We start from the raw sequence: 26,378 nt of genomic DNA, 5'->3' as shown, positions 1-26,378 counted from the left end.
TCTATCTCAGATCTTTAAATGTGATTATTTTCACGATCAAAGGTGACACTACCCCGCCTTGTGCCTTCAAGCTTCTATATCAAAGATCTGAGATTCAGCTTCGTCCTACATCTTTATTGTAGTCCTGATGATCTCTTGCATCTGTGATAATAATCACAAACTTATCTTTTCCCGTGATTTTTATCACTCTGAATCTGGTCTTGCATACCTTGTCTGAAAATCTATATGGATCTTCACGATCGGCGTTTAGAGTCTATCTTGTCTAGAACCGGCCGTAAAATGCGTTGCGGTAAACTTCTGCGAGCTCTGTCACCAGCGGCAGCTTCGGATTGCTCGTTGTACACTGGTCTTCAAAAGCCCGGTCCGCCAAATGCTCAACATTTTTCTCGAAATCTTTAGGGTCGATGCCAAGCTGCTGGAACGACTCCTCGATCCCGAGCTTGCTGTTCAACTCCCGGATTGCGCCAATCAGACTGTTTACGCCCTCTTCCGTCGTCCTTGCAGGCAGTCCGAGAATCCGTGCGATTTCAGCATATCTCTCATCAGCCACAAAGTGAGTGTATTTAGGCCATGCAGCGAATTTCGTTGGCTTCTTCGCGTTGTAACGGATGACGTGAGGCATCAGGATCGCATTGGTGCGTCCGTGTGCCGTATGATACTGACCGCCCCACTTATGCGCAAGACTGTGGTTGATGCCAAGAAACGCATTCGCAAAAGCCATGCCGGCAAGCGTCGATGCATTATGCATTTTTTCGCGGGCGAGTTTGTCGCCGGTAAGCGCCGACCGCTCAAGATACTGGAACACCAGCTGTATGGCCTTGATGGCAAGCCCATCCGTATAATCGCTGGCCATCACCGATACGTAGGCTTCAATTGCATGTGTCAGAACGTCCATGCCGGTATCGGCTACCGCCGTTTTAGGCAGCGTGTATACAAATTCCGGATCGATAATCGCCACATCCGGTGTCAGCTCATAGTCAGCCAGCGGATACTTGGTATTCCCCAGCCCTTTGTCCGTGATGACGGCAAACGAAGTTACTTCCGAGCCCGTTCCCGACGTCGTTGGAATGGCAACGAACTTCGCTTTCCGTCCAAGCTTCGGATATTTATAGACCCGCTTGCGGATATCCATGAATTTTTGCTTCAGATTGTTAAAATCCGTATCCGGATATTCATAGAACAGCCACATGGCTTTCGCTGCATCCATTGGCGATCCGCCGCCCAAGGCGATGATACAGTCCGGCTGGAATCTTGCAAGCATCTCCGTTCCGCGTTCTACGGTCGTTGTCGAAGGATCCGGCTCAACCTCCGAGAAAACTTCGATGGCTACCGGCACTCTGCGCTGACGCAGGTAGTGCTCCACCCGCTCCACATAACCCAGCTTCACCATCATGGGGTCGGTAACGATAGCGACACGGGTGATTTCCGGCATTTTCGCAAGATACTGCGTCGAACCTTTTTCAAAGTAAATTTTGTCCGGCACTTTAAACCACTGCATATTCACGGTTCTTCGATTCACCCTTTTCACGTTGATTAAATTGACAGCCGTTACGTTCGACGAAGTGGAATTACGTCCATACGAACCGCAACCCAGCGTCAGCGATGGCAGATTCGTGTTGTAGATATCGCCGATACCGCCTTGCGAAGATGGCTGATTCACCAAGATACGGCAGGTTTTCATCCGATCCGAGAATTTCATGATGATGTCCTCATTGTGCGAATGGATTACCGACGAGTGGCCCATGCCACCAAAAGCAACCATCTCTTCAGCGCGCGTGATGCCTTCTTCCGCATCTTTCACTTTATAGCAGGCCAGCACCGGGCTCAGCTTCTCGGCAGACAACGGATAGGCAGGTCCGACTCCCTCCAGCTCGGCGACCAGGATCTTGGTGCTTTCCGGTACCTCGAATCCGCAAGCCTCGGCTATCTTAGCTGCCGGCTGTCCAACGATGGACGGATTAACCGCACATTTTTCCGATACCATCGCATGCGCTGTCAGTTTCGCCAGCTCTTCCTTGTTGACAAAATAACAGCCGCTGGCAATCATTTTTTTCTTCACGGTATCATAGATAGGCTCCTCGATAATGACAGCCTGCTCGGATGCGCAGATCATGCCGTTATCAAAGGTTTTGGACAAAATCAAGTCGTTCACCGCCTGATCCAAATCCGCGCTCTTCTCTATAAAGCAAGGCACGTTTCCTGGTCCTACGCCCAGGGCAGGTTTGCCGCAGCTGTATGCCGCTTTGACCATCGCCGAACCGCCTGTAGCCAGAATGCAGGCAACGTCAGGATGATTCATCAGTGCATTGGTTTTATCCATGGAAGGAGCTTCGATCCACTGGATGCAATCGGCAGGAGCACCTTGCTTCACGGCAGCATCCCGCAGTATCAGTGCGGCTTCCCGGCTGCAGGCCTGCGCGGATGGATGGAATCCGAAGATGATCGGGTTTCTTGTTTTAATGGAGATCAGTGCCTTGAATATCGTGGTGGAGGTCGGATTGGTTACCGGTGTGATCCCCATGATAATCCCGATCGGTTCTGCTATTTTTTGAAAGCTGTCATAGGCGTTGTCTTCGATGATACCCACGGTTTTGTCGTATTTAATGCTGTTGTGGATATACTCCGTGGCAAACAGGTTTTTGATGATTTTGTCTTCGTACACGCCGCGTCCCGTTTCCTCGACCGCCATTTTCGCCAGCTGCATGTGCTTCTCAAGGCCTGCCATGGCCATGGCCTGTACAATCCCGTCGACTTGCTCCTGATTCATTTCCATAAACTTTTCTTTGGCCCGATTTGCCTTGTCAATCAGCCCCTGAATGTACTCCGATGCTGTTTGTCCTTTAACTTCCACCGTTCCTTTGCTCACAGCCATATCTCTCGTCCTCCCATGATTCATGTTTCTTTCTACGCTTTGATCGTAACACAGCTGTCTCTAATTTCATGCGAAATATTTCACAATATAAATATTTATCTTTTCTGTGTGATTTACACCTTTCTCCCCCTCCTTTCAAGTGAAAGAGATCACAAAGTTTGAAAATTCGCCACGATTTCCCTCTTATTCTCCCCCAAAAGTGAATGTTTTCACGTTATAATGTATTTAAAGATTAAACAGATCAAATTTTAGGATGTTAGGGGATACCAACATGAATACTGTAGACCATGTAATGGAAATCGAAAACTTAGGGAACACGCTGTGCTTCTCGGAGCAAAACCGCAACCGTCTGCTGGTCAGCATGAAGGAAAGGGTACTCCCTGAAGGATCCCATTTGTTCTGGGAAGGCGATTTCGCCGACAAGCTGTACTACGTTAAACAAGGAAGAATCAAACTAACTAAATCGACTGATGAAGGCAAAGAGCTGATTCTATATATGTACCATCCAGGAGACATGGTCGGGCAAGCCGATCCATTCTTCAGCAATAACCACAGTTTCTCGGCAGAGGTTCTTGAGGATAGCGTTGTCGGTGTCATCGAGCACAAGGATCTGGAACTGCTGATCTGTCAGCACTGCGACTTCGCCATTGATTTTATGAAGTGGATGGGCATTCACCACCGCATCACCCAGACCAAATTCCGGGATCTCATGATGTACGGCAAGCCCGGCGCTTTAACATCGACACTCATCCGGCTGAGCAATACCTACGGGCAACATCAAGCGGATGATACTATTCTCATCAACAAGAAGATTACCCACACCGATCTATCGAACATGATTGGGGCGACCCGCGAAAGCGTGAACCGGATGCTGAGCGACCTGCGCAAAAAAGATGCTATCGAATATGCTGGCGGAATGATTGTCATTAAAGATCTTCCGATGCTCCAGGAAATCTGCCATTGCGAGCTGTGTCCGAACGAAATCTGCCGCATTTAATCGGCCTGCTCCCTTCTGTGCATAATATATAGTCATCTGCTTACAATAAACCTTGTCTTTCCAAACCAAAATAAAGGGAGTGCTCAGCATGCGTGAAGGTTTGATTCCTGCTGTTCTTGGAACTGTGGTTTCTGCTTCGGGTGCCGCTCTGCTTGGCAGCAAGTATAAACTTGCCGCAACCGGTATTCTCGGCTTCGGACTGGCTCATATCGTGCTCGGTGCGATTGACCTCGTGGAACATCGGTAAGGATTGGAAGACAAGATTCACATAGCTGTCCTGTTCAGTTCAATGACTGAGGAGGACAGCTTATTTATGCTAATGCCCTCCTGTTTGCTCCAGCGATGGCATATCTAAAAAGCGGATATCCCAAAAGAACATTAGATCTGACAGGATGCCCTCTTTTTCTGTTAGGAGACGTTCCGTGCAGATCCCTCACTTTAATTAGACAAATGAAAGAAGCGGTCAACCGTTTGGTCGACCGCTTCTTTTCGCCTGTCATCAAGTGAGTAACCTTTATGGGCTCCTTTTCTTGAATCCTCCTATAAAGCCTTTTGCTTGCTCCCTTTTCCCGACGAGATAAACCAATAAGCCATCCCCACAAACAATCCGCCGCCAAGAATGTTCCCTAGCGTGACTGGCACCATGTTGCTGATCCATCCGCCTATGGAAATGGTCTCGGGATGCCCCGGTAATATCGTTGCGAGCGTCAGAAGTGTCATATTGGCTACGCTATGCTCGTACCCTGTCGCAATGAAAGCAAACAGACACCACCATATTAAGATCAGCTTTGTCGTTTCTCCTTTGGACCGAATCCCCATCCACAAGGCCAGACAGACAAGCCAGTTACACAAGATACCCCGGAAGAACAGCTCCATAAACGGATCATTCATTTTCTTGGCGGCAGCCGTGAAGATGAGATGGTCCGGCGGCAGGTCTTTGAACAGACCGGAAGCATACACCAGATAGCTGAGCAGAATCGCCCCTGCCAGATTGCCGATAAACACGAGCACCCAGTTTTTCAGCGTATCCCCCATTGTCGTTCGACCGGATAATGTGCTTATCGTAAAAAACATATGATTCCCGGTAAACAGCTCTGATCCTGCGAACACCACCAACGTGAGCGCGATCCCGAATGCAGCTCCCATGACGAGGGATTGGAAGGGTGAACCGGCAGCTGCGAGCGGCGCCCCCAGTTTAAAGATCAATACAATTCCAATGCCGACATACGCGCCGGCCAGCATAGCCGATACCATATAGCGCAGCAGATTATGATTCATCTGCTCCTTTTTCCCGACGGCGGCATTAACTACGGCTTCCACATCCGTTTTAAACATGGGATACCACCCCTTGATTTCGTCTGTTTAATATGCGATAGCTGGCCTTAAACACCCACCTCAACCTTCCCGTCCACGGCGCGAATCCGATATACACGAACCTGGCCTTGATCCGGAGCCTGTACGAGCCCGGTTGAAAGCTCGATCTTCCAATCGTATAACGGATCGTAGATGTAGTGCCCGGATACGATGGCTTCCGAGAGTGGCCCTCCTTTTGGATGCGGGCTTTGATTGTCCAGCGCAAACCATTGATGATCCGAAGTCCGGAAGATGGCAATCTCCCGGTCTCCGAGATGGACCACCCTTCCGAGCTGTGACAGAAAATCATTTTCATTCCCTACCGTAATAAATCTTTCGGTTTCCATAACATGCAGCCTCCACTTCTCTTGTCTATTCCCATCCATACTGCGACAAACTCTCTATGTTCAGGCGGCAAAAGGGAAGTAGGTTCCTCCCTCATCTATTTGCTGATCACTGGTCTTGCATCTTCGAATAACGTATTGCGCAGCTTCTCATCGTTCAGCACTTTCTTCCAAGGATCCTCAACTTGCTGCAGGGCAAGCTCGATTCTCTCCACCAGTTCCTTACGCTGCTTGGGATCGTCCAGGATAACCGCTCGGATTTGTTCCAGTCCCAAGCGCTCTACCCACTCCGATGTTCTCTCCAGGTACTTACCGGTTTCACGGTAATACTGCATCAGGGCTCCGCAGATTTCGATCAGCTCTTCATCCGTTTTCACTTTGCAGAACGAATCAGCCAGACGTGCCTTCGTGCCGCCGTTGCCTCCAACGAATATTTCCCATCCACCGTCATTGCCGACAATCCCGATGTCTTTCGTGCACGACTCGGCACAGTTTCGCGGACATCCGTTGACCGCCATTTTAAATTTCGCCGGAAAATCCAGTCTTTCGAATTTCTCCTCGAGGAATGCCCCCATACCCATCGAATCCTGCGTACCGAAACGGCAGAACTGGGATCCTACACAGGTCTTCACGGTCCGCAGCGATTTGGCATATGCATAACCCGACGGCATATCGAGCTCTTCCCAGACACTCGGTAAGTCTTCCTTCTTAACACCGATGAGGTCCAGACGCTGTCCGCCGGTAACCTTGACAACCTTCACATTATATTTAAGCGATACATCCGCGATTTTCTTCAAATCCTCCGGAGTGGTAACGCCGCCGTACATTCTTGGGACTACCGTATAAGTGCCGTCTTTCTGAATGTTGGCGTTCATCCGTTCGTTGACAAAACGGGATTCCCTCTCCTCCTGATGGGTTACCGGGTTCAGCATGGCCAGATAATAATGAATGGCCGGGCGGCATTTCGAGCAGCCTTCCGGGTTGCTGAAGTTCAGAACATGCATGACTTCCTTCGTCGTGGTAAGGCCCTTCTCACGGATTTCCGCGACGATTTCATCCCGATCGAGTGTCGTGCATGGGCATATGCCTTGTTTGCCTGCCGCCTTAAAGCCATCGCCCAATACGCTCTGAAGTATTTGCTCCACGACAGGTTTACAGCCGCCGCACGAGCGGGTAGCACCTGTGCAAGCTTTGATCTCATCCACTGTCGTATGACCTTGGAGAGTAATGGCATCCACGATGGCTTTTTTGGTTACGCCATTGCATCCGCATACGATCTCATCGTCGGGCATCTTTTCCAGTGAAAATGCCTTGGCGCCTCCTGTCCCTGCACTATCCGTGCCCATGATCGAATCGTAAATCTCATCCGTCATGGCTGTCTTTTTCCGAATCATGGATTGAAGGCTTGCCGAATCGCTCACATCTCCAAACAATATCGCCCCGACAATAATGTTATCGCGAATTAATATTTTCTTATAAGTCTTGCGCCAATCATCTTTCGCGGTGATCACCACGTGTTCGGCTTGCTCCATGAACTCGCCGGCAGAGAATACATCAACACCGCTGATTTTCAGCTTCGTTGATACAATGCTTCCCTCGTAAGGCTGGCCTTCCACGCCGCACAGATGCTTCGCCAGTACCTGTCCCTGTTCGAACAACGGCGCAACCAGGCCGTAGCAAACGCCCCGATGCTCGCAGCATTCGCCAACCGCATACACATCCGGCCAGGAAGTTTGAAGATAATCATTAACTACGATTCCCCGGTTCACTTCGATTCCGCTCGCTTGGGCGATCGCGGTGTTCGCTCTGATGCCCACTGCCATGACCACAAGGTCGGCTTCAAGCTCATCCCCATCCTTGAACCGGAGTCCCGTGACTCTGGTATCTCCCAATATTTCAGTTGTTTGTTTGCCTAGTAAGAAGTTGATACCCTGCTGTTCAAGCTCCCTTTTCAGCATGCCGGATGCCATTGAATCCAACTGGCTCTCCATCAAATCCTGCATGAGATGAACCACCGTCACCTCCATGCCGAGGCTGACCAATCCCTTGGCAGCTTCCAGACCCAGAAGCCCCCCGCCGATGACTGCCGCTTTCTTGTACGCCTTAGCGGCTTGAAGCATCTGGTTGCAATCGGCAATGTTTCGGAAACCGATAACGCCTTCTTTGTCACTACCCGGTACGGGTAAGATAAAAGGCTTCGAGCCCGTTGCTATCATTACTTTGTCATAAGGCACCGTCAATCCGTTGTCAGCTGTCACGACCTTGCGCTCTCCATCAATGGCTGTTACGGTGACACCCGTGTGCAAAGTGATATGGTTATCCTCGTACCATTTCCAATCATTCAATACAATGTCATCCAAGGTTTTGCTGCCTTCCAACACATACGACAGCATAATGCGGTTATAATTCGGATGAGGCTCCTGTCCAATGACGGTGATGTCAAAATTCCCACCCAATTTAATGATTTGCTCGACCGTGCTAATCCCGGCAATACCGTTGCCAATGACAACTAACTTTTCTCTCTTTATATTGGACATAAGTTTGATTCCTCCCCAACACGTTTATCTAGATCGTGGTATTCCGTTCCTTTCACATAAATTATATCGTCTGACGGCATTATTTTTTGTGATATATTTCACATAAATCGTTAAAATTTTAAACAAAAATGCCAAATAACCCTGTCCGCGTCGGAACAAGGTTATGATGAGAAAACTCTCTATATAATATCGGCTTCCATATAGGCTCGTTCGCCGCTTGGCACTTTTAAATAAGGGCGAATACCCGCAAACCCCTTCGCGTCCAGATTCACCCCGGTCATCCAGTTCCCCTCTAATAAGCCACCATCCGATTGCATGGTGACGGCAGGCGCCTGAATATGCTCCTGATACAGAACGATGCCGGCATGTATGGTCTTAAAGGCTTTTCCCTGCTCCACCAACGGTACGGCGCTGATATACGTCGGCACAAAGTAATTCGCGATTACATCCAGCTCTTCCCCGTCAAAAAACGGCTCGCTGCCAAGGAAGGGATGCATCATCACGATTTTCTCATAGAGTGACCAGATGATCATCTGCAGAAATCTCCCTGTTCGTCCCATATTCTGCCCGGTAGCATGAAATCGATCGGTTTCATAACCAATGAACTTCCATCCGCCGGGGGCTTTGACCCATTTCTGAAACATGACTGAAGCACTGGTACCGTTTTGGTTAACGTTTTCTGCAGGTTCCGGGCTTGTTCCAGAAGCAGCTAACCACAGGGAGTCCGGCACATACTGGCTCAGCATCCGCTTGGTTTTCTCAAAAATATGAAGCACTTTTAATGAAGCGTTTTCAAGTTCTGAGATGTCCTCTTGTCCATAATGGAAACGGGAGATATACGTCCGCTTGGTCATGGGCTCGCCTCCTTGATATGCCGCTCTCGTTATTTACATCATATAGCAGCTGCGTCCGCTTGGTGCATGTCCACCTATTCTTGCCGTAAATAAACAGGAACCATACTTCCGTTTAGAAAAAAAACCCTGAAATGAGGATGTCTCATGCCAGGGTTTAATCATCAAGGGGAGTCTTAAGATGACTCATCTTTCGACCCATTGTTCTGCCCAGGATGCAATTTGCTCCATCACCGGACGAAGTGCTTTGCCTTTTTCAGTCAGTTCATATTCAATACGTACCGGTGTTTCCGGATAGACATGACGAATCAGTATCCCTTCACATTCCAAATCCTTCATCCGCTCGGAGAGCATTTTATCGCTCATGGACGGAATCAAATTCGAAATATCCTTAAAGCGCTTAGGCCCGCTCATCAACGTTTGAATAATCAAACCGTTCCACCGTTTGCCCAGAAAAGAAAATGCAGATTCAAAACGGGGACACATCGTAACATTTGTAACTTCCATATCCCTTCACCTCTTTACGAAGTCACCTTGTTTATAGAAACTCATAAGCTTAATCAAAAAACTAGAAAACTTACGAATTGTAAGTATGTTTCATTTTAGCACATTTCCGAGAAACTGAAAACCACCTAGCCCCTTTTTCCCATAAAATCAGCTTTTATCCCATAAAACACGAGCCAAAATATCCAAATCATTCTCGATCAATGTGGACAATTTCCTATTATACAGTACGGCCGCTGGATGGAACAGAGGGAATATCTTATAGGTTTCCACCGAAAACATATAGCCTGCACTTGGATTCTCCGGGTCTGCTGCTTGCTGGACCGGGCCCTCCATCAGTTTGCCATGCAGCGATGTCACCGTTTCATGACTTCCGATTAACCGGTGCAGTGCCGTATTTCCCATGGGTGCGATAATGTGCGGGCGAACCCATCGGATTTCTTCATCAAGCAAAGGTGCATGGGCCAATATCTCCGCCTTCGTCGGTGTGCGATTAGAACGGCTGATGACGCTCTCGCCCGTGGATCTCACGATTAGCTTTTCCTTATAGGGCCTGCTTCTCATGGCACTGGTAATATACACTTGCTCCCGGGTCAGGGTCAGGCGTTCCAGGTAGGCATTCATCTCTTGCCCGGCCTGCCCTACAAAAGGTAAACCTTCCAGAACTTCATGGGCGCCGGGTGCTTCCCCAATAAACATAATCTTGGCGAAGCGGACTCCTCTCCCCAGCAGGAAGCCCTCAACGGGTTGATGGACAAGCTTGGCCTGGCATATGGCGATGATTGCGGGATCTACAGGTGCGCTTTGTACTTCATTCATGTGTACAGCCCCCCTTCTTGTATATCATACAATACCCCATACTTAGGTATATTCTATCCCTAGCCGGCAAAAACATTTCGGTGAACATACACCGCCAACGATAAAACGAGCCGCTCAAGGGCTCCCCCTGAACGACTCGTTAACGCATGACTTCTTAATAAACGCTCGTAAACTTAGACTAAAACGGGAAGCGCGCGAACCGGCTGACTGTTGCCGAAGGTTTGCTTGCCTGCTGTAGAATAAGCCCAGTTAATCGCATTGGTGATCACTTTCAGCACTTCGGGGTTGTAGTAGGTTGGATAGGTCTCATGCCCCGGACGGAAATAAAAAATGTTTCCATGGCCACGCTTGAACGTGCAACCGCTGCGGAATACTTCGCCGCCTTCGAAATTGCTGACAAATACCAGCTCGTCTGGGGCTGGAATATCGAAGAACTCGCCGTACATTTCCTCGTGCTCGATGATGATCGGGCCTGTAATTCCTGCCGCAATCGGATGTGTCGGATTTACACTCCAGATAATTTCCTGTTCTCCTGCTTCGCGCCACTTCAAATCGCAGCTCGTGCCCATCAAAGCTTTGAACGGCTTGGAAAAATGTCCGGAATGAAGAACGATCAGACCCATACCATCCTGCACGCGTTTTACGACCTTGCTTACGATTTCATCACTTACCTGGTCATGAGCCATATGCCCCCACCACAACAGCACATCGGTTGAATCCAGTACATCGTCCGTCAATCCATGCTCCGGCTGATCGAGCGTTGCCGTTCTGATGACGAAATCCGGATTTTGCAGACCCTCCGCCAAAGCTGTGTGAATCCCGGCTGGATAAACGTTCCGAACCTCGTCATGGATTTTCTCGTGTACGAATTCATTCCAAATGGTTACGTTAAGCATCTTGCTGTTCCCCCTAATTGCTTATTCGGTTGTTACTCTAAGCTGTTAGACCCACCACATTTCTCCGAGCGGCTCTTCGATCAGCACTTGCTGAAGGTTTTGCACCGCTTTGGAGAAGCCTTCTTCAATCGACATCAATCCATCTTCATGTTCAATGCTTACGACATAATCATATCCAACCAGACGCAGGGCACTCATCATATCCGCCCATTCCTTCACGTCATGCCCATAGCCTACGCTGCGGAACTGCCAAGCGCGATCCAGCATGTTGGCATAAGACTGCATATCCGTTAGACCGTGCTTGTTCACGTTGATCGGGTCAATGCTTGTGTCCTTCGCGTGGAAGTGGTGAATTGCCCCTTCGCGGCCCAAAATTTGAATCGCTTGAACAGGATCGATCCCTTGCCACCACATATGGCTCGGATCCAGGTTGGCACCGATCACTTCGCCTGCGGCTTCACGTAAACGGAGCAGCGTGCCAGGCGTATGAACGGAGAAGCCGCCGTGCAATTCCAAACCAATCTTCACATTGCGGTCTGCAGCAAATTTACCCCATTCGGTCCAGTAAGGAATGACCTTGTTGTCCCACTGCCAAGTCAGAATCTCTTGGTAGTCGTTAGGCCAAGGCGCAACCGGCCAGTTCGGGTATTTGGCATCCTCATGGTCGCCTGGGCAGCCGGAGAATGTGTTAACAACCGGCACTTCAAGCTTCTCGGCAAGTTCTACCGTTTTTACGTATGTGTCGTGGAACTCTTTTGCGATCGCTTTTTGCGGATGAAGCGGGTTGCCGTGGCAGCTCAGTGCGCTAATCATCAACCCACGGGATTCCACCGCATTTTTGAAGTTTTTCAGCGCGGTTTCATTCTCCAGCAGTTCGACCGGGTTGCAATGCGCATTTCCCGGATAACCGCCTGTTCCGATCTCAACCGCTTTAAGACCCTTGGATGCCACGTAGTCCAAAGCATCCTCCAATTTACGTCCGCTCAGCAATACCATAAATACGCCTAATTTCATTGTATACCTCCTGGTTACCTTAATATTAGTAGTGATTGTAAGTTTTAGTTATCGAAATAAACTGCTTTTCCTGTCTTCGCCGATTCATAGATCGCTTCCAGAATTTGCGTTACAACAAACGCTTGCTCCGGCTTAACCACAGGGTCCTTATCCTCAATAATGGCCTCCAGCCACATTCTGGCTTCACGGTCCGCATCATTTTCCTTGGAACCGGAATAGAACGCTACGCCGCCAGCATTCAAATCCACTTTGGTTTCATACAATCTGCTCATTTTCTCGCCGTTAATACGCAGACCGTCCTTCATGTCGGCTCCGCCCTCGGTACCCGCCAGCACGGCTTTGGCTTCACCAGTCTCAACGACGTTAAGGGCCCAGCTGGATTCCAGAATAATCGTTGCACCGTTCTCCATCGTAATGAACCCGAATGCCGAATCCTCTACCTTGAACTCCTTCGGATCCCAAGGACCGAACGCATTCGCCGCATTCTCCCGTTGACCAAGTTTATGGAACGTGGATCCCAGCACGCTCTTCGGCTTGTAGTTGTCCATCAGCCACAAGGTCAAATCCAGTGCATGGGTACCGATATCGATCAACGGACCTCCGCCTTGCTTCTCTTCGTCAAGGAATACGCCCCAGGTCGGAACGGCGCGGCGGCGAACAGCCAGCGCTTTACCGTAGTAGATCTCGCCCAGCTCGCCTTCCTCACAGACGCCTTTCAGATACATGCTATCATCACGGAAACGGTTGTTGTAACCAATGGTAAGTTTTTTCCCTGTACGCTTAGCGGCATCCAGCATGGCTTGGGCTTCGGAAACGGTCTTCGCCATAGGCTTTTCGCACATCACGTGCTTGCCGGCTTCAAGGGATGCTACCGTAATCTCGGAGTGCGAATCGTTCGGCGTACATACATGGATAACATCGATGCTGCCGTCTTGCAGCAATTCTCTGAAATCCGTGTAAACTTTTGCGCCTTCAACCCCGTACTCAGCAGCCGCCTTCTGCGCACGCTCTTCTACGATGTCGCAAAAAGCTACCAGTTCCGCCTGCGCCTGCTTCTTCAAGCTCGGCATATGCTTGCCGTTGGCGATTCCCCCGCAACCGATAATTCCGATCTTCAACGTTTTCGACATGTCCATTTCCTCCCCATAGGCATTTGATCATTTTGGATGCTCTTTCAAATATTAGTGCAACGCTTTCATGCGGACCATTTCCAAGAACTCACAATCCTGTCAGATCCGATAGAAGCTGGTTTGCCTGTCGTTCATAACCAGTGTACAAGAATATGAACCGGGGTGCCAGTTCGCTATTCCGCTGTGTTTGCCTGCTGCGGCGCCGGAAGTTTGCCGTAGCGGTATGTGCTTTGCAGAACGATATGTCTGCCCTCCAGCGAAGACTGCTGGAACGACTGCATAATCTCCAGCACGTGGTATGCCAGACGGGCACTCGCGCGATGGTCCTTCTGCTCATGAATCGATTGGATCATATCGTTGATACCCAGCCCCCGCTCGTTCTTCCCGCATTCAAATGCGGGGGCAAGCAGCTCCCATTCCTCGGAGCCGTGCTTCCGGAGCTTCACTTCGCCGTTAAAGTAGTTCGGATCCCCGAGACTTAGGCTTCCCTGCGTGCCATAGATTTCGATCCAGGGCAGGTTCGATCCGCCAAAGATATCGAAACTTGTAATCATGGTTGCAATGGCACCGTTCTCAAAATCCAGCGTCCCTGCCAAATGCGTTGGGGTCTGCACCGTGATCGGTTTTCCTTGGAGCGGGCCGGAACCGATGGCGCGGTCTGGAATCTGGATGCCGGTGGATGCGCTGATCCGGCTTGCAGGACCAAGCAGCTCTACGAGGGCCGATACATAATAGGGACCCATATCCATCATTGGACCTCCGCCCGACGCGTAAAAAAATTCAGGATTAGGATGCCAAGCTTCCGGTCCTGAACCCATCATAAACGCCGTTGCGGCAACAGGTCTGCCAATAAGCCCAGATTCAATCGCGGCTTTGGCCGTCTGTACGCCGGAGCCCAAAAACGTATCGGGTGCGCAGCCGACGCGAAGTCCTTTTTGATCTGCCATATTTAGCACACGGCGGGCTTCATCAAGTGTAATAGCCAGCGGCTTTTCACTGTAAACATGCTTCCCTGCCTCCAGGGAGGCAATATCCACATTGGCGTGGCTGGCCGGAATGGTCAGATTAATAATAAACTCAATGTCAGTCTGTGCAAGCATCTCTTCAACGGTGTACACGTTCGGGATGTTGAACTCTTCGGCCTTCTTCTTCGCGTTGTCCGGAATAAGATCAGCACATGCCACGACTTCAACCCAAGGGCTGCTCTTTAAGTTCGTGAAGTATACGCCGCTGATCGTTCCGCAGCCAATTATACCTGCTTTCATTTTTTTCATCGCTGTCACTCCTTGAGCCTTTAAAATGTGCTCGGACTAGTACCATGGTATTCTTTTATGCTTTCGTTTAAAATGAAGAATATGATTAAAACATGAACAATCTGGTCATTATTTTCTTATTCTTCAAAGGGGACTTTAGCAATGGATTCAAATCTTTCCAACCAAGTCGTAGCAGCGGATTTCTCATTTCATCGTAAACCTTTCAAGATGTCCCTGGCCGACGGTTTCGACACCTACTTGATGCGATGGCAGACCGACGGCAAATGCCGCGCCAAAATCGATGACGAGCTGTCACTCGTTGAAGCAGGGGATCTGTTGATCTTCTCGCCAGGACAACCCTATGAACTCCGAATAGATGACGAATATAACGCTTTGGGTGAGTTAACCATCGAAAGCGGAGATTACCATATTTTTTTCAAGGGTCCCTGGGCTGACGCGTGGTGGAATTCCAAGAAACGCCCAACCAAAATCCGGGTTCCACTGGAAGAGCGTTACCTGAGTCTGTTTCGGCAAATTCTGCTGGAACAGCGTCGTGTATCGGATCCTTATCCGGAGATTTCGGATTACACGGTGCGGATTCTGTGCCTCGAAGTGGACCGCCTGTTATCGGAGCAGCCATCGACCACACCCAAGACGTATCTGGCCTACCGCATGAAAAATTACATTGAAGAGAATGCCTCCTCGATGTTCAAGCTGGAAGATGTCGCGGCCCATGTCGGCATTAGTGTCTCTCGAGCAGTCCATCTGTTCAAAGAAGCGTTTGGCACCACCATCATGCAGTACACCATGGACGTTCGCCTGAGCATGGCCAAGGAACGGATTGTGTTCAGTCCTCTTTCGCTGGAGGATGTCGCCGAAACGTCCGGCTTTGCCAACTATACTTATTTTCACCGCGTTTTCCGCTCCCGATTCGGCGTTTCGCCCAAACAATTCCGCATGGCCAGCCGAACGTCAAACTGATCGTGCCATTTGTGCAGTAAAAAAGCGGGTCGACCAAGGTTTTTCCTTGATCGACCCGCTTCTTCTTGAATCACATGTAAGATATTCCATGATTCCAAAATTACTTCTTATCTCGGTCTAGCGTGGCCGCTGCCTCGGCTACAACGATAGCCAAGTCTTCATTTCCGAATAACGACAGGACGCCAAGCAGGGTCTGATCCGGTATTTCACCAGCTTCTTCCTTGGGCACCGTTAATTCCAGCACCCGCGCCAACCGCTCATTGTCCGGCTGATTCGGATATGCCTTACGGTACAGTTCGGCTGGGTCAAGTCCGTGATTCACACACCACTGGGCAAACACGAGAATCATCATATCCTCGTCCTGGCGGTACGACTCCGCAATCCGTTCTTCTACGGATTTTTCCGTAAATTCCATGTGTTCCCCTCCTCATGCGAAAAGGGCTTCGGAGCTCTCTTCGTTCATGAAGACATTATACCGTTTACTTGCGCTCAGACAAAGTCTAAACTAGTCAACCATCTTGACCTGCACCGGATTGCTCTTCGCTTTTTGGTCATTCTTCTTCTTCATCCAAGTTCCAAGACTGATGATAATGGCAATAACAAGAATTTCAAAACCATACTTCAGAACGCCATTGGCGAACCAGCTGTGAATCATCGGCTCTTCCACAATCATCTTCGATGCGGTCCAGGCTAACACGGCAGCACCGATCGTGATGATAATAGGAAAGCGATCCGTCCACTTCAGGATAATGGTACTGCCCCACACCATAATTGGAACCGAAATCGCAAGTCCGATAATCACCAGCATGAAGCTTTCGCCAGCAGCGCCAGCTACAGCGAGCACGTTATCCAGTCCCATCATCGCGTCCGCGATAATAATCGTACGGATTGCCGCCCACATTTGGTTGCCAGCGGAAATTTCATGCTGCTTCTCATCCACCATCAGCTTGTAGGCAATCCACAACAGGGCAAAGCCACCGATCAATCGCAAGCCGGGGATCATTAAGAGCTGTACAACGAGGAGTGTGGCCACGATACGAATCACAATCGCACCGACGGTACCCCACAGGATGACCTTCTTCTGGTCCTCCTTCTGGACATTACGAGCGGCAAGCCCGATAACAATCGCGTTATCGCCTGCCAACACAAGGTCAATGAGGACAATCGATAGCAGTGCCATCCAAAAATCCATCGACATTATATCCATGCTTCTCCCATCCTTTCTGCATTTTCTTTAGGTTTCCACCTACCGATGTCCTCCACCAAAAAAAACGCTGTTCCCTTAGATTACAAGGTCTACAGCGTTTTTTGGGCGCAAAAATAGACCTCCACCTCATTCATAATAAATCAGGCAAAGGTCTCGCTAAACAACATAATCGTTGCCAATAAAGCCGGGGATGGTTCATCCCGTAATGACGACTTTACTTACGATATAGAATTTATAAGTTATCAACGAAGCCCATGAAATTCTATATCGCAAGAAAACCTACCTTTGAATCGCGGTTGCTCATCCTTGAAAGGCCACGATAGAAGGTTTTCTTATGAAGCTACTCCCCTTTGGGAACTATTCGGTTGGACATATTATAACATATGAAAAATCGCTTGTATATTCAATTTTTCCCACCGAGAACGAATGCTTGGCTATCCGAAATATGGGCAGCATTCCTGTTTTTTTGCTATCATGGTGCTATTCTGGTTGACTTTGACTTTCGCAAAGTGAGGATTGTACATGAAGAGATGGATCATACCCGCGATTTATTCAACAGCCCTGATACTGGCATTTGCATACAGACATGAAATCATAGACTGGCTGGGAGGAAATCCCCCGCTCTATCTGATGATCCTGCTGGCAGCCCTGCTTGCCTTATTTCCCGTTGCGCCCTATAAAGTTATCATCGCTATTCTCGGTTATGCATATGGGACACTCTGGGCTGCAGCCATTTCGTGGTTCGGAACAACGATAGCGGCCGTCATCCTGTATGCGGCAGTACGGTCCTTGTACCAGGAGCCCGGCAGGCGACTGCTTGGCAAATACGCGGCTATCCACAGGTTTACAGCCCTGGTAGAAAAACGCCCCTTTCAGTCGATCCTGCTCGCGCGCTTACTGCCCATCATACCGCAAATGGCCGTCAATATTTATGCCGGCGTCGCATCCATTCCATTCTGGACGTACACAACCGCTTCAGCCATCGGTAAAATCCCCGCGATTCTCCTGTATGCCTGGCTGGGCAGCGGGTTTTCCGATCATCCGCTCCTCTTTGCGGGTATCGCGGGCGGACTTATGCTGGTTACCGCTCTGTGTCTGGCCGCTATCCGGTGGTATAAAGGGAGACCGGCTTAAACGGAGCATGGTTTTGGTTTCCCTGACCAAAATGATTATAATATAGAGTAAGACTTACATTTATATGTTATAACGATGGAGGGATAATAGATGAATAATCGTTCAACCCCAAGTGAATTGGCTACCTTTGCAGGAGGCTGCTTCTGGTGTATGGTCTCTCCTTTTGATGAGCTGCCGGGCATCCTGAAGGTCGTTTCCGGCTATACGGGCGGCCATAAGGAATATCCGACCTATGAAGAGGTATGCTCTGATACAACAGGTCATTACGAGGCTGTTCAAATCACGTATAACCCGGAAGTGTTCCCTTACGAAAAGCTGCTCGAGCTCTTCTGGCAGCAAATCGATCCTACGGATGAAGGCGGACAATTCCATGACCGGGGCACATCTTACCGAACTGCTATTTTTTACCACACGGAGGAGCAGCGTGAGCTTGCGGAGCAATCCAAGCAAGCCGTAGCTGCCAGCGGACGATTCGATGGACCGATCGTAACGCCCATCATTCCCGCCAGCACTTTCTATGAAGCTGAAGAATATCATCAGGATTATCACAAGAAAAACCCGAGCCATTACAAACGCTATCGCAAAGGTTCAGGACGCGAGGATTTCATTGAGCAGCACTGGTCGGATCCGGTAGATCCGGCCGAGCTTAAACAGCGCCTGACACCGATCCAATATGAAGTGACCCAGAATAACGCAACCGAGCCTCCGTTCCACAATGAGTTCTGGGACCATCACGGGGAAGGCATTTACGTGGACATCGTATCCGGCGAGCCGCTCTTCAGCTCAACGGACAAATATGATGCCGGCTGCGGATGGCCGAGCTTCACCCGTCCGATTCGCGAATACAACATTAAGGAAAAAATGGATCTTACCCATATGATGGTCCGCACCGAGGTAAGAAGCAAAAAAGGCGACTCGCACCTCGGCCATGTATTTGACGACGGTCCTGGGCCGAACGGGCTTCGCTACTGCATCAATTCTGCGGCACTGCGGTTTGTACCGAAGGAAGAGATGCAAAAGGAAGGCTACGGCGAGTATTTGCAGCTGTTTGAATAAATCCAAGTTTCCTAGTGCATTGCCCTTCAGGGCAATGCACTTTTTATGTACGGTCGAACCCGCTTATTCAATTTGGTTGCACAGGGTAATATACATTACATACGAATTACAGAAGAACTGGAGGGATTGCACATGCCTTGGAGCAAACATGATTATCCGCCATCCATGAAAAATCTGGAGCCGCGGGTGAGGAATAAAGCCGTGGAAATTGCCAATGCCCTGCTGGAGGAAGATTACGATGAAGGTCGTGCCATCGCAATCGCCACCGCTAAGGCACAGGAGTGGGATGAGAATCATCCGAAGGACGTGAAGTGAAAATTCGGGCATAAGCATACGAAAGAAGCTCACCCTGCATGCGGGTGAGCTTCTCTTAGTTGGACCGTCTTATGAACGGCCGCTAACGGTATGCTGCGCTGTCTTCGGAGTAACCGGAGTGCTTGGGGCACGGACCGCCTTCCGAATCGGTTTCTTTTCCGTTTTCTCGGTACCGTACGTCACTGTGATGGTGATCACTTGTCCGGCAATCGATACGGCTAATATAGTATATAAGGTTTCAACCAATGGCATGTAGAATAGCGATAATAGCAGTACTACGGCATCCATCAGGAAAAACACCGTCCCTACCTTAAGCCCGCTCCACTCGCTGAACAGCACGGAGATCACGTCGTCACCGCCTGTCGCCCCGCCAAAACGGAGCACGATGCCGGCACCAAAGCCCGTCAATAAACCGGACAGCAGCGCGGCTGCCAGCAAATTATGATTCAGATCGATCACAAGCGTGGAATACCGCTCGATCAATGCGTAGAACAAGGTGAACATGCTCGCCGCAACAACGGTATTGATAATGAACTTCCGACCTTTGATGAATAAGGCAACTAGCAGAACCGGTATGTCCATGAGGACCATACTTAATGCGGGCGGAATATCAAGCGCATATTTGCCAAGCAGCGCAAGGCCGACAAAGCCGCCTTCGGTTAAATGATTGTGAAAATTAATGTGATAATACGTAAAAGCCATTAAAAACGTTCCGAACAACATCGCCGACATGGTGATAATTGTGTTTTGTCTTTTCCTCATACAGGATCCCTCTTGTCGTAGTAGATTGGTCAGACATAGGCCAATCTCTACCTAGAGGCAACCTGGAGGAGTTCATCCTTCGAACCATAGTTCCCATCCTTTCGTAAGAGACCGTCCTTGTCTTCTGACGTCCGACTTCGCTCTACGAAGGAAGCTATGTGTATGAGAGATCATAACGTTTCCAAATCGTCCTTTGGGGATTCGTCCTTCGGGGACACATGGTATCCTGATCCTTTCTCGTTTTAATTAGACTGCTTACATTATTATAACACAGTTGGCATACAAGCTAAACAGCTGGCTAGAATGAACTGGAATATATATATGAAATATGTAAAAAAACTCGCTTTAAGAACTCCCTCCATAAAATATCGTCGTTCTGTTCACATATTCGCTAAATCCGATGTGACCTAAATCACAAGCGCCCCTTCTTCCCTTGTCTATACTTAAATCGAACACGAATTCGACTTATGAATCAGGGGGAGTCTGTATGTTAAGCCAGCATACGATTGAGGTCGTTAAATCGACCGTTCCTGTTCTTGAAACACATGGAACGGCAATCACGACTGCATTTTACCAAAAATTATTTCATCATCATCCGGAGCTTCTTAACATATTCAACCATGCGAATCAACGAGAAGGAAAACAGCCCTTTGCTCTTGCCAATGCCGTATACGCCGCCGCAGCCCATATCGACCGTCTTGAAGCGATCGTCCCGGTTGTTAAGCAGATCGGACACAAGCACCGGGCATTAAACATTTTGCCTGAGCACTATCCGATCGTTGGCGAAACGCTGCTCGCCGCCATGAAGGAAGTGCTGGGAGACGCTGCAACGCCCGAAATTATCGAGGCCTGGGCCGAAGCTTACGGGGCTATTGCCGATGTCTTCATTGGCATTGAAGCGGATATGTACCAACAAGCCGCGAACGAAACCGGCGGCTGGAGCGGATACCGCAATTTCGTGATTGACCGGAAGGTGGAAGAAAGCTCCGTCATCACTTCCTTTTATCTGGTACCGCAGGACGGCGGCGAGATATCCGCTTATCAACCCGGTCAATACATCACGCTCCGGGTGAAACCTGAAGGTGAAACCTATTATCATAATCGTCATTACAGTCTCTCGTCCGCACCGGGTCAGCCTTACTATAAAATTACGGTCAAGCGTGAGGATGAGCTGGAAGGAAAGCCTGCCGGCATCGTCTCCACTTGGCTGCACCGTCATGCCGAGGTTGGAACCGTTTTAGAGGTCACGGCTCCGGCCGGTTCCTTTACGCTGGATACGGACAGCGATCTTCCGCTTGTCTTGATCAGCGGCGGCGTCGGTTTAACCCCGATGGTGGCCATGCTCGAAACCGTGCTGCAGGAACAGCCTGACCGGAACGTAACCTTTATCCATGCGGCCAAGTGCGGCAGCCAGCATGCGATGAAAGCTCATATCGATGCGCTTGCCTCCAAGCATCCGCAGCTAACCTCTTATGTCATTTATGAACAACCGGAATCGGAGGATCAGTGTCACCAAGCAGGCTATATTGATCTTGATTTCCTGCGTAAAACCGTTGATACCAAGGCCGACTTCTACTTCTGCGGCCCCGTTCCGTTCATGCGTGCCATCAACAGTCATTTGAAATCGATGGAGGTACCTTCGGACCGGATTCATTATGAATTTTTTGGCCCGGCTGGTACATTGGAAGATTAAAATAACCGTACTACAAAATCAAAGGGTGCCTGTCTTGCATAAAGATAGGCACCCTTTTTAGATTGAACACGCTTGCTGTCGACTATTATTCAGCGAAGAAGAAAACCATATGCCAGTTCTGGTCATGCGCATTTTATAAAACTATGTACCCTGGCGTTCATACCGTCCTCAAAATTCGGAACTAGATATGCTTGCCCTGTTCCCGCAGCAGCCGGTTTACCGTTTCTCTCCTCACGCCGATCAGCTGTCCGATCTCTTCCTGCGTCAGATACTCGGTCAAGTGTATTCCCTGTGAATACTCATCCAGCCACTGGATCAGCAGCTCAAGCCGCTCCGCAGGTCCTCCGACCGTCAAGTGATCCAGCCTCATCTGCATGAACCGCACCTTTTCCTGCAGCAATCTGGCAACCTCGAGCGGTTTCTGCGGATCCTCCGCAAGCTGGCGGTACCACGCTTCAGCCGATATGACCTCCACTTCGCTCTGGATCAGAGCGATCGCCGTTCCATGTGTCTCCTTCGGGCTGATCAGGGAATGGTGCGGCACCGTTTCACCGGGATATAAAATATTGAAAAGCACCATATTGCCATTCGGATGGAGACGGGTTACCTTGAACAATCCGCTCCGGATGTGATATAGATGATCCCCGCTATCTCCTTGCCTGAACAGTATTTCGCCTTTATGAAGAATCATTAATGAATCGCCTCCTGATGAATGCAGTTATGAGGAGTGTAAACGATATGCCGTCATGAATCCACTGGAGGCAAATAACAATTACCAGAAATTAATGGTTGCGCGCCGTATATTGTTGGCATACCATGTGTATAATAGAACATATGTTCCTGTATTTATTTATGTTTGAGGATGTGTCTCTTATGATGAAACCTTCCACTCCTCCTCCGCCTTCGCTAGAAGACGAAGCCCTGATCCGAGATTATCTGCTGCATCACTTCATTCAGTCTGTTCTCGAGCGGGATATTCAGATTCTCAAGACCCTTAAACTGAAAATGGGTGAGCTCTATATCTTAAATCTGCAGCTCATTAAAAAAGGATATTCGGATCATGCCTGGTTCCTACAACAACAAATGAGAAGGCGCGGCATCCGGATTCATAGCCAGAGCGGTACAGCCGAAGAAGGGCTGCAGGTTCAGTATTTATGCCGCGGATATGATGGCTGTCTGCTCTGCGAATGGCGCTCCTTCAAGGAAGAGATAAAGGATCGGCTCGTTTCGTATCTTGGCACGGATTTGGCGGCATACTAGCACCAACTACGTACAAGACAGGAGCGCTCCATGAAGAATATCTTCCACATATATTCTGCCGATATCCATAGAATCATCCGTAATTGGGCTGCAGGCGTCATCATCGTCGGGCTCGCTATTCTTCCTTCTCTGTATGCCTGGTTTAACATTGAGGCCTCATGGGATCCCTACGGCCAGACCTCCGGCGTCTCCATTGCCGTTGCCAACCTGGATAAAGGCACCACCCTCCGCGATCAGCCCATTAACCTGGGAAAAGAAATCGTGGAGTCCCTCCATCACAATGAGAAGCTGGGATGGCGTTTTACGGAGGATAGCGAGAACGCCATTAAGGGTGTACGGCGCGGCGATGATTATGCCGCTATCATTATTCCGGAGAACTTCTCTGCCCGGATCGGCACCGTGCTGACCAATGAGCCTGTCAAAGCTCAGATCCTCTATTATACGAACGAAAAAATCAACGCCATTTCTCCCAAAGTGACGGCCCAGGGCGCATCCGGTGTTGTGGAGGAAATCAGCAAAAATTTCATCAAAACCGCCAACGGCACCATCTTCGAGATTTTCAACACACTCGGGATTGAGATCGAGAACCAGCTACCGGCCATCAATAAAGTACGAAGTCTTCTGTTCCGGATCGAAAAAAGCTTTCCGGAGCTCAATGAAGCGGTGGGCACAGCCGCAGAGGATATTAAGCTGGCCAACCGATTGGTTCAGCAAGCCGACGCCGCCCTGCCTCGCCTTGAAGGAATTGCCACGGACGGCAAGGCCATGGCCGGTGCGCTGGCGGAGTTCGCGAATCAGGCCGCCGGTGCCTCGAAATCGCTGGAGCCTGCTCTGCGTCAGGACTTGGAGGTACTGGCTGCAACCACCGGAGCACTCTCGCAAGTGCTGGACGCTCTAGGGCAAGCCGACATTGACCCGAAGGAGCTTGCCAGCCGCCTGAACGCTGCGCAGGAACGCGCAGAGACTGCAGCGAAAGCAGCAGCCCGGCTGGGTCAATTGTTCAAGCAGCTGGGCTCCATCTCCCCGGCAGCAGCTTCCGGGGCGGCCAAGCTCGAGGATATTGCCGCACGATGGACCTCTGCTCAATCCGTGCTCCAAACGATAGCCCAAGCCGTGGAACGGGGAGAAGAAGCGCCAGCAGATTCCATCGATAAGCTGAAGAAGCTGAACGATGACATTACGGGACTGACCAACACGCTGTTAAGCCGCTACGATACGGAGATCGGTCCAGCGATAAGCAAAGCCTTCACCAAGGGCGCAGGCACGGCCAAGCGTGTTCAGCAGGAGCTGACCCAGGCGCTTGCCAGCGTCCCCGACATTCAGCATTTGCTCAAAGACGCCCGGAAAGGTCTCAAAGTAGGCGGAGAAGAAGTGCAGCTTGCCCAAAGCCGTCTGCCGGAGGCCGAGCTTCGGATTACGCAGCTGGCGAATCGGCTCCGTGAGATGGAAGCTGAAGGAGATATCCAAGAGGTTATCGATTTGCTTCAAAATAATTTCGAGCTCGAAAGCCAGTTTTTTGCCGAGCCTGTAACGCTGGAAGAGAATCGCCTGTATCCGATCCCGAACTACGGGTCTGCCATGTCTCCCTTCTTCACGACTTTATCCTTGTGGGTAGGTGCCCTGCTGCTCGTTTCCCTGCTCTCCGTTGAGGTTCATGATGAAGAGAGAAGCTTCCGCAGCATCGAGGTTTACTTCGGACGCTATTTAACCTTTCTCACCATTGCCCTGTTCCAAGCGCTATTCGTCACCCTGGGTGATATCTATTTGCTGCGGACCTATGTGGTGAATCCGGGCTGGTTCATCCTGTTTGCGCTGCTGATCAGCTCCATCTTCATGCTGATTGTGTACACGCTGGTGTCCGTATTCGGCAATGTCGGAAAAGCGATGGCCATCGTACTTCTCGTGCTGCAGCTCGCAGGCGCGGGCGGAACGTTCCCGATCCAGATGACGCCGCCCTTCTTCCAGGCATTGCATCCGTATCTGCCGTTCACCTACGCCATTAGCATGATGCGGGAAGCCGTTGGCGGCATTCTATGGGATATTGTCATCCGGGATGTCCTGTTCATGCTGATCTTTGCCGCAATTGCGCTGTTGATCGGGATTGCGCTCAAGAAACCGATCAACCGGGCCAGCGGCGGTCTTGTCCGTAAAGCGAGAGCCTCGAAACTCATCCATTAATCCAGCCCCCTTTCGGAGCGTATATCCGCGAAGAAAGACTGCCTGATTACAACTTTAGTCATATTTTACGCAAAAGGACACCCCAAGCGGCTTCTTAGAGCCATGGGATGTCCTTATTTCATATAAGATTCACTTATGTTGGGATTGCTGGTGGTATTCCTTCAGCTGTTTCAACGTATCCTCTTCCATATCCCCAAGCCGCCAGATCGCAATCTTCGAAACACCCGCATCTCTCGCCGTATCCATCCAGCCAGCGATGGTCATTCCATCTGCATACCATACCGTATGGCCGATGTCTTGGTCGTCCGTATATTCATAATACAGGGCACCGCTTGACGAATCCCGCTTCGGCACTTCCGAGATGGAATGCGCCAGCTCCACCGCACGCTTTTCCGTTAAAGAGACAACCTTGCCGTTCTCCGCCCAGTCAAACCCTCCAACCGACAGTGCGATGGCATGGTCTCCCGGAATCCCGCGCAGTTTGTCCGCCAGCTTCCTGATCAAGGCGTGATCCGCCTTCGGCCCCGGTCCGCTATGCCCTCCGTACAAGTTATAGGCCATCAGGACATAATCCGGGCCTGCCGGCAACAACTCCAAGGATGTCTGGGAGATCCCCGGCTCCAGGACGATTCGAAGAGAGAAACCCTCCGCTTGTAAACGTTCATACAGCTCCTCGTACAGAGCGCACAGATTCGCCCAATCTTCCTTGCGTACCTTTTCGTAATCCAGCTCCACGCCACGAAAGCCATGCTGGGATACTACAGCCAGAATGTGCCCGATATGCAGGCTGCGGCTTTCCGGAGTAGCCACGATCCGGGAGATGAGCTCAGGATCCTTCTGATCCGCCGTCCCATCGGTATCGAAGCGATCGTTTACGATGGTCAGGACCCGGCGAAGCTGCTCCCCTTTCCGGGAAATCTCCTGAAATTCAGGCAGCCCCTCCCGAAAATCCGAAGTAAAATGGAGTTCGTCTTTATAATTGAAGTAAGCTGCAAAAAAATGGATTTCTTCAAGCTCGCTGCCGAGCTGCTCCATATCGGTTATGCCCGTCCTCCACTGCCAATCCGTAATCCAGGCAGACAGCTTTACTCCCGTTTGCGATATCTGAGCCTGCAGTGCTTTCTCCTGCTCTTCGGTGCGCAGCCACCAGAAGGAGACAGCAGCGCACAAAGCCATCAGCACCACTGCTCCTGCCCATTTCCTCCTGCGATTCTTCATTCTT

The 26,378-nt window shown here is 50.1% G+C and carries 25 protein-coding genes; 9 read left to right on the top strand and 16 right to left on the bottom strand.

Annotated elements, in window-relative coordinates:
• Nucleotides 1-262 precede the first annotated feature (262 nt).
• Nucleotides 263-2,872 carry a bifunctional acetaldehyde-CoA/alcohol dehydrogenase gene (adhE, locus tag ACQKPA_RS20040; RefSeq protein ID WP_427494270.1) on the bottom strand — a complete coding sequence of 870 codons (2,610 nt, stop codon included), beginning with the start codon at nucleotides 2,870-2,872 and terminating at the stop codon, nucleotides 263-265.
• 271 nt (nucleotides 2,873-3,143) lie between these two features.
• On the opposite strand from adhE, the gene ACQKPA_RS20035 reads away from it, so the two are divergent.
• Complete coding sequence (locus ACQKPA_RS20035) at nucleotides 3,144-3,869, top strand: Crp/Fnr family transcriptional regulator (RefSeq protein WP_427494269.1); 726 nt, start codon at nucleotides 3,144-3,146, stop codon at nucleotides 3,867-3,869.
• An 88-nt stretch (nucleotides 3,870-3,957) separates the two neighbouring features.
• On the top strand, nucleotides 3,958-4,116 hold the full coding sequence (locus tag ACQKPA_RS20030; protein ID WP_071223816.1) for an asparagine synthase: 159 nt from the start codon (nucleotides 3,958-3,960) through the stop codon (nucleotides 4,114-4,116).
• Between the two features lie 293 nt (nucleotides 4,117-4,409).
• On the opposite strand, the gene ACQKPA_RS20025 is transcribed toward ACQKPA_RS20030, so the two are convergent.
• The 10 genes from ACQKPA_RS20025 to ACQKPA_RS19980 form a co-directional block, all read right to left on the bottom strand.
• The gene (locus ACQKPA_RS20025) at nucleotides 4,410-5,204 is read right to left on the bottom strand and encodes a formate/nitrite transporter family protein (RefSeq protein ID WP_427494268.1); all 795 of its coding nucleotides are present in this window, start codon (nucleotides 5,202-5,204) and stop codon (nucleotides 4,410-4,412) included.
• Between the two features lie 47 nt (nucleotides 5,205-5,251).
• Complete coding sequence (nirD, locus tag ACQKPA_RS20020) at nucleotides 5,252-5,569, bottom strand: nitrite reductase small subunit NirD (protein ID WP_427494267.1); 318 nt, start codon at nucleotides 5,567-5,569, stop codon at nucleotides 5,252-5,254.
• Nucleotides 5,570-5,664: 95 nt separating this feature from the next.
• Nucleotides 5,665-8,103, bottom strand: coding sequence for a nitrite reductase large subunit NirB (gene nirB, locus ACQKPA_RS20015; RefSeq protein ID WP_427494266.1), 2,439 nt, complete (start codon nucleotides 8,101-8,103; stop codon nucleotides 5,665-5,667).
• A gap of 179 nt (nucleotides 8,104-8,282) precedes the next feature.
• The gene (locus ACQKPA_RS20010) at nucleotides 8,283-8,957 is read right to left on the bottom strand and encodes a hypothetical protein (protein WP_427494265.1); all 675 of its coding nucleotides are present in this window, start codon (nucleotides 8,955-8,957) and stop codon (nucleotides 8,283-8,285) included.
• A 183-nt stretch (nucleotides 8,958-9,140) separates the two neighbouring features.
• Nucleotides 9,141-9,461 (bottom strand): winged helix-turn-helix transcriptional regulator, encoded by a 321-nt coding sequence (locus ACQKPA_RS20005; RefSeq protein WP_071223811.1) that lies wholly within the window; start codon nucleotides 9,459-9,461, stop codon nucleotides 9,141-9,143.
• A 147-nt stretch (nucleotides 9,462-9,608) separates the two neighbouring features.
• On the bottom strand, nucleotides 9,609-10,277 hold the full coding sequence (locus ACQKPA_RS20000) for a uracil-DNA glycosylase (protein ID WP_427494264.1): 669 nt from the start codon (nucleotides 10,275-10,277) through the stop codon (nucleotides 9,609-9,611).
• Between the two features lie 173 nt (nucleotides 10,278-10,450).
• Nucleotides 10,451-11,173 (bottom strand): ThuA domain-containing protein, encoded by a 723-nt coding sequence (locus ACQKPA_RS19995; RefSeq protein WP_194541842.1) that lies wholly within the window; start codon nucleotides 11,171-11,173, stop codon nucleotides 10,451-10,453.
• 45 nt (nucleotides 11,174-11,218) lie between these two features.
• Nucleotides 11,219-12,187 carry a sugar phosphate isomerase/epimerase family protein gene (locus ACQKPA_RS19990; protein ID WP_427494263.1) on the bottom strand — a complete coding sequence of 323 codons (969 nt, stop codon included), beginning with the start codon at nucleotides 12,185-12,187 and terminating at the stop codon, nucleotides 11,219-11,221.
• A gap of 44 nt (nucleotides 12,188-12,231) precedes the next feature.
• A complete protein-coding gene (locus ACQKPA_RS19985) occupies nucleotides 12,232-13,317 on the bottom strand; it encodes a Gfo/Idh/MocA family protein (RefSeq protein ID WP_427494262.1) in 1,086 nt (361 codons plus the stop codon).
• 173 nt (nucleotides 13,318-13,490) lie between these two features.
• Nucleotides 13,491-14,591, bottom strand: coding sequence for a Gfo/Idh/MocA family protein (locus ACQKPA_RS19980; protein ID WP_427494261.1), 1,101 nt, complete (start codon nucleotides 14,589-14,591; stop codon nucleotides 13,491-13,493).
• Nucleotides 14,592-14,732: 141 nt separating this feature from the next.
• Between ACQKPA_RS19980 and ACQKPA_RS19975 the strand changes: the two genes are divergently transcribed.
• Nucleotides 14,733-15,551 carry an AraC family transcriptional regulator gene (locus tag ACQKPA_RS19975; protein ID WP_427494259.1) on the top strand — a complete coding sequence of 273 codons (819 nt, stop codon included), beginning with the start codon at nucleotides 14,733-14,735 and terminating at the stop codon, nucleotides 15,549-15,551.
• A gap of 100 nt (nucleotides 15,552-15,651) precedes the next feature.
• Here the strand turns inward: ACQKPA_RS19975 and ACQKPA_RS19970 are convergent, their stop codons facing one another.
• Nucleotides 15,652-15,966, bottom strand: coding sequence for a hypothetical protein (locus tag ACQKPA_RS19970; protein WP_427494258.1), 315 nt, complete (start codon nucleotides 15,964-15,966; stop codon nucleotides 15,652-15,654).
• A 90-nt stretch (nucleotides 15,967-16,056) separates the two neighbouring features.
• Complete coding sequence (locus ACQKPA_RS19965; protein ID WP_427494257.1) at nucleotides 16,057-16,758, bottom strand: TerC family protein; 702 nt, start codon at nucleotides 16,756-16,758, stop codon at nucleotides 16,057-16,059.
• A 522-nt stretch (nucleotides 16,759-17,280) separates the two neighbouring features.
• Between ACQKPA_RS19965 and ACQKPA_RS19960 the strand changes: the two genes are divergently transcribed.
• The 3 genes from ACQKPA_RS19960 to ACQKPA_RS19950 all read left to right on the top strand — a co-directional run bounded on the left by ACQKPA_RS19960 (nucleotide 17,281) and on the right by ACQKPA_RS19950 (nucleotide 19,263).
• The gene (locus ACQKPA_RS19960) at nucleotides 17,281-17,892 is read left to right on the top strand and encodes a TVP38/TMEM64 family protein (RefSeq protein WP_427494256.1); all 612 of its coding nucleotides are present in this window, start codon (nucleotides 17,281-17,283) and stop codon (nucleotides 17,890-17,892) included.
• A gap of 90 nt (nucleotides 17,893-17,982) precedes the next feature.
• The gene (msrA, locus tag ACQKPA_RS19955) at nucleotides 17,983-18,948 is read left to right on the top strand and encodes a peptide-methionine (S)-S-oxide reductase MsrA (RefSeq protein WP_427494255.1); all 966 of its coding nucleotides are present in this window, start codon (nucleotides 17,983-17,985) and stop codon (nucleotides 18,946-18,948) included.
• A 132-nt stretch (nucleotides 18,949-19,080) separates the two neighbouring features.
• Entirely contained in the window at nucleotides 19,081-19,263 is a 183-nt protein-coding gene (locus tag ACQKPA_RS19950) for a hypothetical protein (RefSeq protein ID WP_427494254.1), read from the top strand.
• A 69-nt stretch (nucleotides 19,264-19,332) separates the two neighbouring features.
• Here ACQKPA_RS19950 and ACQKPA_RS19945 read toward each other — a convergent pair whose 3' ends face one another.
• On the bottom strand, nucleotides 19,333-20,025 hold the full coding sequence (locus ACQKPA_RS19945) for a YitT family protein (protein ID WP_194541834.1): 693 nt from the start codon (nucleotides 20,023-20,025) through the stop codon (nucleotides 19,333-19,335).
• A 487-nt stretch (nucleotides 20,026-20,512) separates the two neighbouring features.
• Here ACQKPA_RS19945 and hmpA point away from each other — a divergent pair, with 487 nt between their 5' ends.
• On the top strand, nucleotides 20,513-21,718 hold the full coding sequence (hmpA, locus tag ACQKPA_RS19940; RefSeq protein WP_427494253.1) for an NO-inducible flavohemoprotein: 1,206 nt from the start codon (nucleotides 20,513-20,515) through the stop codon (nucleotides 21,716-21,718).
• Between the two features lie 181 nt (nucleotides 21,719-21,899).
• Here hmpA and ACQKPA_RS19935 read toward each other — a convergent pair whose 3' ends face one another.
• Complete coding sequence (locus ACQKPA_RS19935; protein WP_194541832.1) at nucleotides 21,900-22,409, bottom strand: Crp/Fnr family transcriptional regulator; 510 nt, start codon at nucleotides 22,407-22,409, stop codon at nucleotides 21,900-21,902.
• A 182-nt stretch (nucleotides 22,410-22,591) separates the two neighbouring features.
• On the opposite strand from ACQKPA_RS19935, the gene ACQKPA_RS19930 reads away from it, so the two are divergent.
• Nucleotides 22,592-22,978 (top strand): hypothetical protein, encoded by a 387-nt coding sequence (locus tag ACQKPA_RS19930; RefSeq protein WP_427494252.1) that lies wholly within the window; start codon nucleotides 22,592-22,594, stop codon nucleotides 22,976-22,978.
• Nucleotides 22,979-23,008: 30 nt separating this feature from the next.
• Nucleotides 23,009-25,156 carry a YhgE/Pip family protein gene (locus tag ACQKPA_RS19925; RefSeq protein WP_427494251.1) on the top strand — a complete coding sequence of 716 codons (2,148 nt, stop codon included), beginning with the start codon at nucleotides 23,009-23,011 and terminating at the stop codon, nucleotides 25,154-25,156.
• Nucleotides 25,157-25,285: 129 nt separating this feature from the next.
• On the opposite strand, the gene ACQKPA_RS19920 is transcribed toward ACQKPA_RS19925, so the two are convergent.
• Nucleotides 25,286-26,374, bottom strand: coding sequence for a glycosyl hydrolase family 18 protein (locus tag ACQKPA_RS19920; RefSeq protein ID WP_427494250.1), 1,089 nt, complete (start codon nucleotides 26,372-26,374; stop codon nucleotides 25,286-25,288).
• Nucleotides 26,375-26,378 lie beyond the last annotated feature (4 nt).

Source organism: Paenibacillus sp. NPDC093718 (assembly GCF_050279985.1).
Lineage (GTDB): Bacteria > Bacillota > Bacilli > Paenibacillales > Paenibacillaceae > Paenibacillus_AQ.
This window is presented reverse-complemented; position numbering and strand designations above follow the sequence as displayed.

What these genes read in the sequence shown, in the direction of transcription:
- adhE (WP_427494270.1), bottom strand. Translation starts at nt 2,872, where the DNA reads ATGGCTGTGAGCAAAGGAACGGTGGAAGTTAAAGGACAAACAGCATCG.
- ACQKPA_RS20035 (WP_427494269.1), top strand. Translation starts at nt 3,144, where the DNA reads ATGAATACTGTAGACCATGTAATGGAAATCGAAAACTTAGGGAACACG.
- ACQKPA_RS20030 (WP_071223816.1), top strand. Translation starts at nt 3,958, where the DNA reads ATGCGTGAAGGTTTGATTCCTGCTGTTCTTGGAACTGTGGTTTCTGCT.
- ACQKPA_RS20025 (WP_427494268.1), bottom strand. Translation starts at nt 5,204, where the DNA reads ATGTTTAAAACGGATGTGGAAGCCGTAGTTAATGCCGCCGTCGGGAAA.
- nirD (WP_427494267.1), bottom strand. Translation starts at nt 5,569, where the DNA reads ATGGAAACCGAAAGATTTATTACGGTAGGGAATGAAAATGATTTTCTG.
- nirB (WP_427494266.1), bottom strand. Translation starts at nt 8,103, where the DNA reads ATGTCCAATATAAAGAGAGAAAAGTTAGTTGTCATTGGCAACGGTATT.
- ACQKPA_RS20010 (WP_427494265.1), bottom strand. Translation starts at nt 8,957, where the DNA reads ATGACCAAGCGGACGTATATCTCCCGTTTCCATTATGGACAAGAGGAC.
- ACQKPA_RS20005 (WP_071223811.1), bottom strand. Translation starts at nt 9,461, where the DNA reads ATGGAAGTTACAAATGTTACGATGTGTCCCCGTTTTGAATCTGCATTT.
- ACQKPA_RS20000 (WP_427494264.1), bottom strand. Translation starts at nt 10,277, where the DNA reads ATGAATGAAGTACAAAGCGCACCTGTAGATCCCGCAATCATCGCCATA.
- ACQKPA_RS19995 (WP_194541842.1), bottom strand. Translation starts at nt 11,173, where the DNA reads ATGCTTAACGTAACCATTTGGAATGAATTCGTACACGAGAAAATCCAT.
- ACQKPA_RS19990 (WP_427494263.1), bottom strand. Translation starts at nt 12,187, where the DNA reads ATGAAATTAGGCGTATTTATGGTATTGCTGAGCGGACGTAAATTGGAG.
- ACQKPA_RS19985 (WP_427494262.1), bottom strand. Translation starts at nt 13,317, where the DNA reads ATGTCGAAAACGTTGAAGATCGGAATTATCGGTTGCGGGGGAATCGCC.
- ACQKPA_RS19980 (WP_427494261.1), bottom strand. Translation starts at nt 14,591, where the DNA reads ATGAAAAAAATGAAAGCAGGTATAATTGGCTGCGGAACGATCAGCGGC.
- ACQKPA_RS19975 (WP_427494259.1), top strand. Translation starts at nt 14,733, where the DNA reads ATGGATTCAAATCTTTCCAACCAAGTCGTAGCAGCGGATTTCTCATTT.
- ACQKPA_RS19970 (WP_427494258.1), bottom strand. Translation starts at nt 15,966, where the DNA reads ATGGAATTTACGGAAAAATCCGTAGAAGAACGGATTGCGGAGTCGTAC.
- ACQKPA_RS19965 (WP_427494257.1), bottom strand. Translation starts at nt 16,758, where the DNA reads ATGGATATAATGTCGATGGATTTTTGGATGGCACTGCTATCGATTGTC.
- ACQKPA_RS19960 (WP_427494256.1), top strand. Translation starts at nt 17,281, where the DNA reads ATGAAGAGATGGATCATACCCGCGATTTATTCAACAGCCCTGATACTG.
- msrA (WP_427494255.1), top strand. Translation starts at nt 17,983, where the DNA reads ATGAATAATCGTTCAACCCCAAGTGAATTGGCTACCTTTGCAGGAGGC.
- ACQKPA_RS19950 (WP_427494254.1), top strand. Translation starts at nt 19,081, where the DNA reads ATGCCTTGGAGCAAACATGATTATCCGCCATCCATGAAAAATCTGGAG.
- ACQKPA_RS19945 (WP_194541834.1), bottom strand. Translation starts at nt 20,025, where the DNA reads ATGAGGAAAAGACAAAACACAATTATCACCATGTCGGCGATGTTGTTC.
- hmpA (WP_427494253.1), top strand. Translation starts at nt 20,513, where the DNA reads ATGTTAAGCCAGCATACGATTGAGGTCGTTAAATCGACCGTTCCTGTT.
- ACQKPA_RS19935 (WP_194541832.1), bottom strand. Translation starts at nt 22,409, where the DNA reads ATGATTCTTCATAAAGGCGAAATACTGTTCAGGCAAGGAGATAGCGGG.
- ACQKPA_RS19930 (WP_427494252.1), top strand. Translation starts at nt 22,592, where the DNA reads ATGATGAAACCTTCCACTCCTCCTCCGCCTTCGCTAGAAGACGAAGCC.
- ACQKPA_RS19925 (WP_427494251.1), top strand. Translation starts at nt 23,009, where the DNA reads ATGAAGAATATCTTCCACATATATTCTGCCGATATCCATAGAATCATC.
- ACQKPA_RS19920 (WP_427494250.1), bottom strand. Translation starts at nt 26,374, where the DNA reads ATGAAGAATCGCAGGAGGAAATGGGCAGGAGCAGTGGTGCTGATGGCT.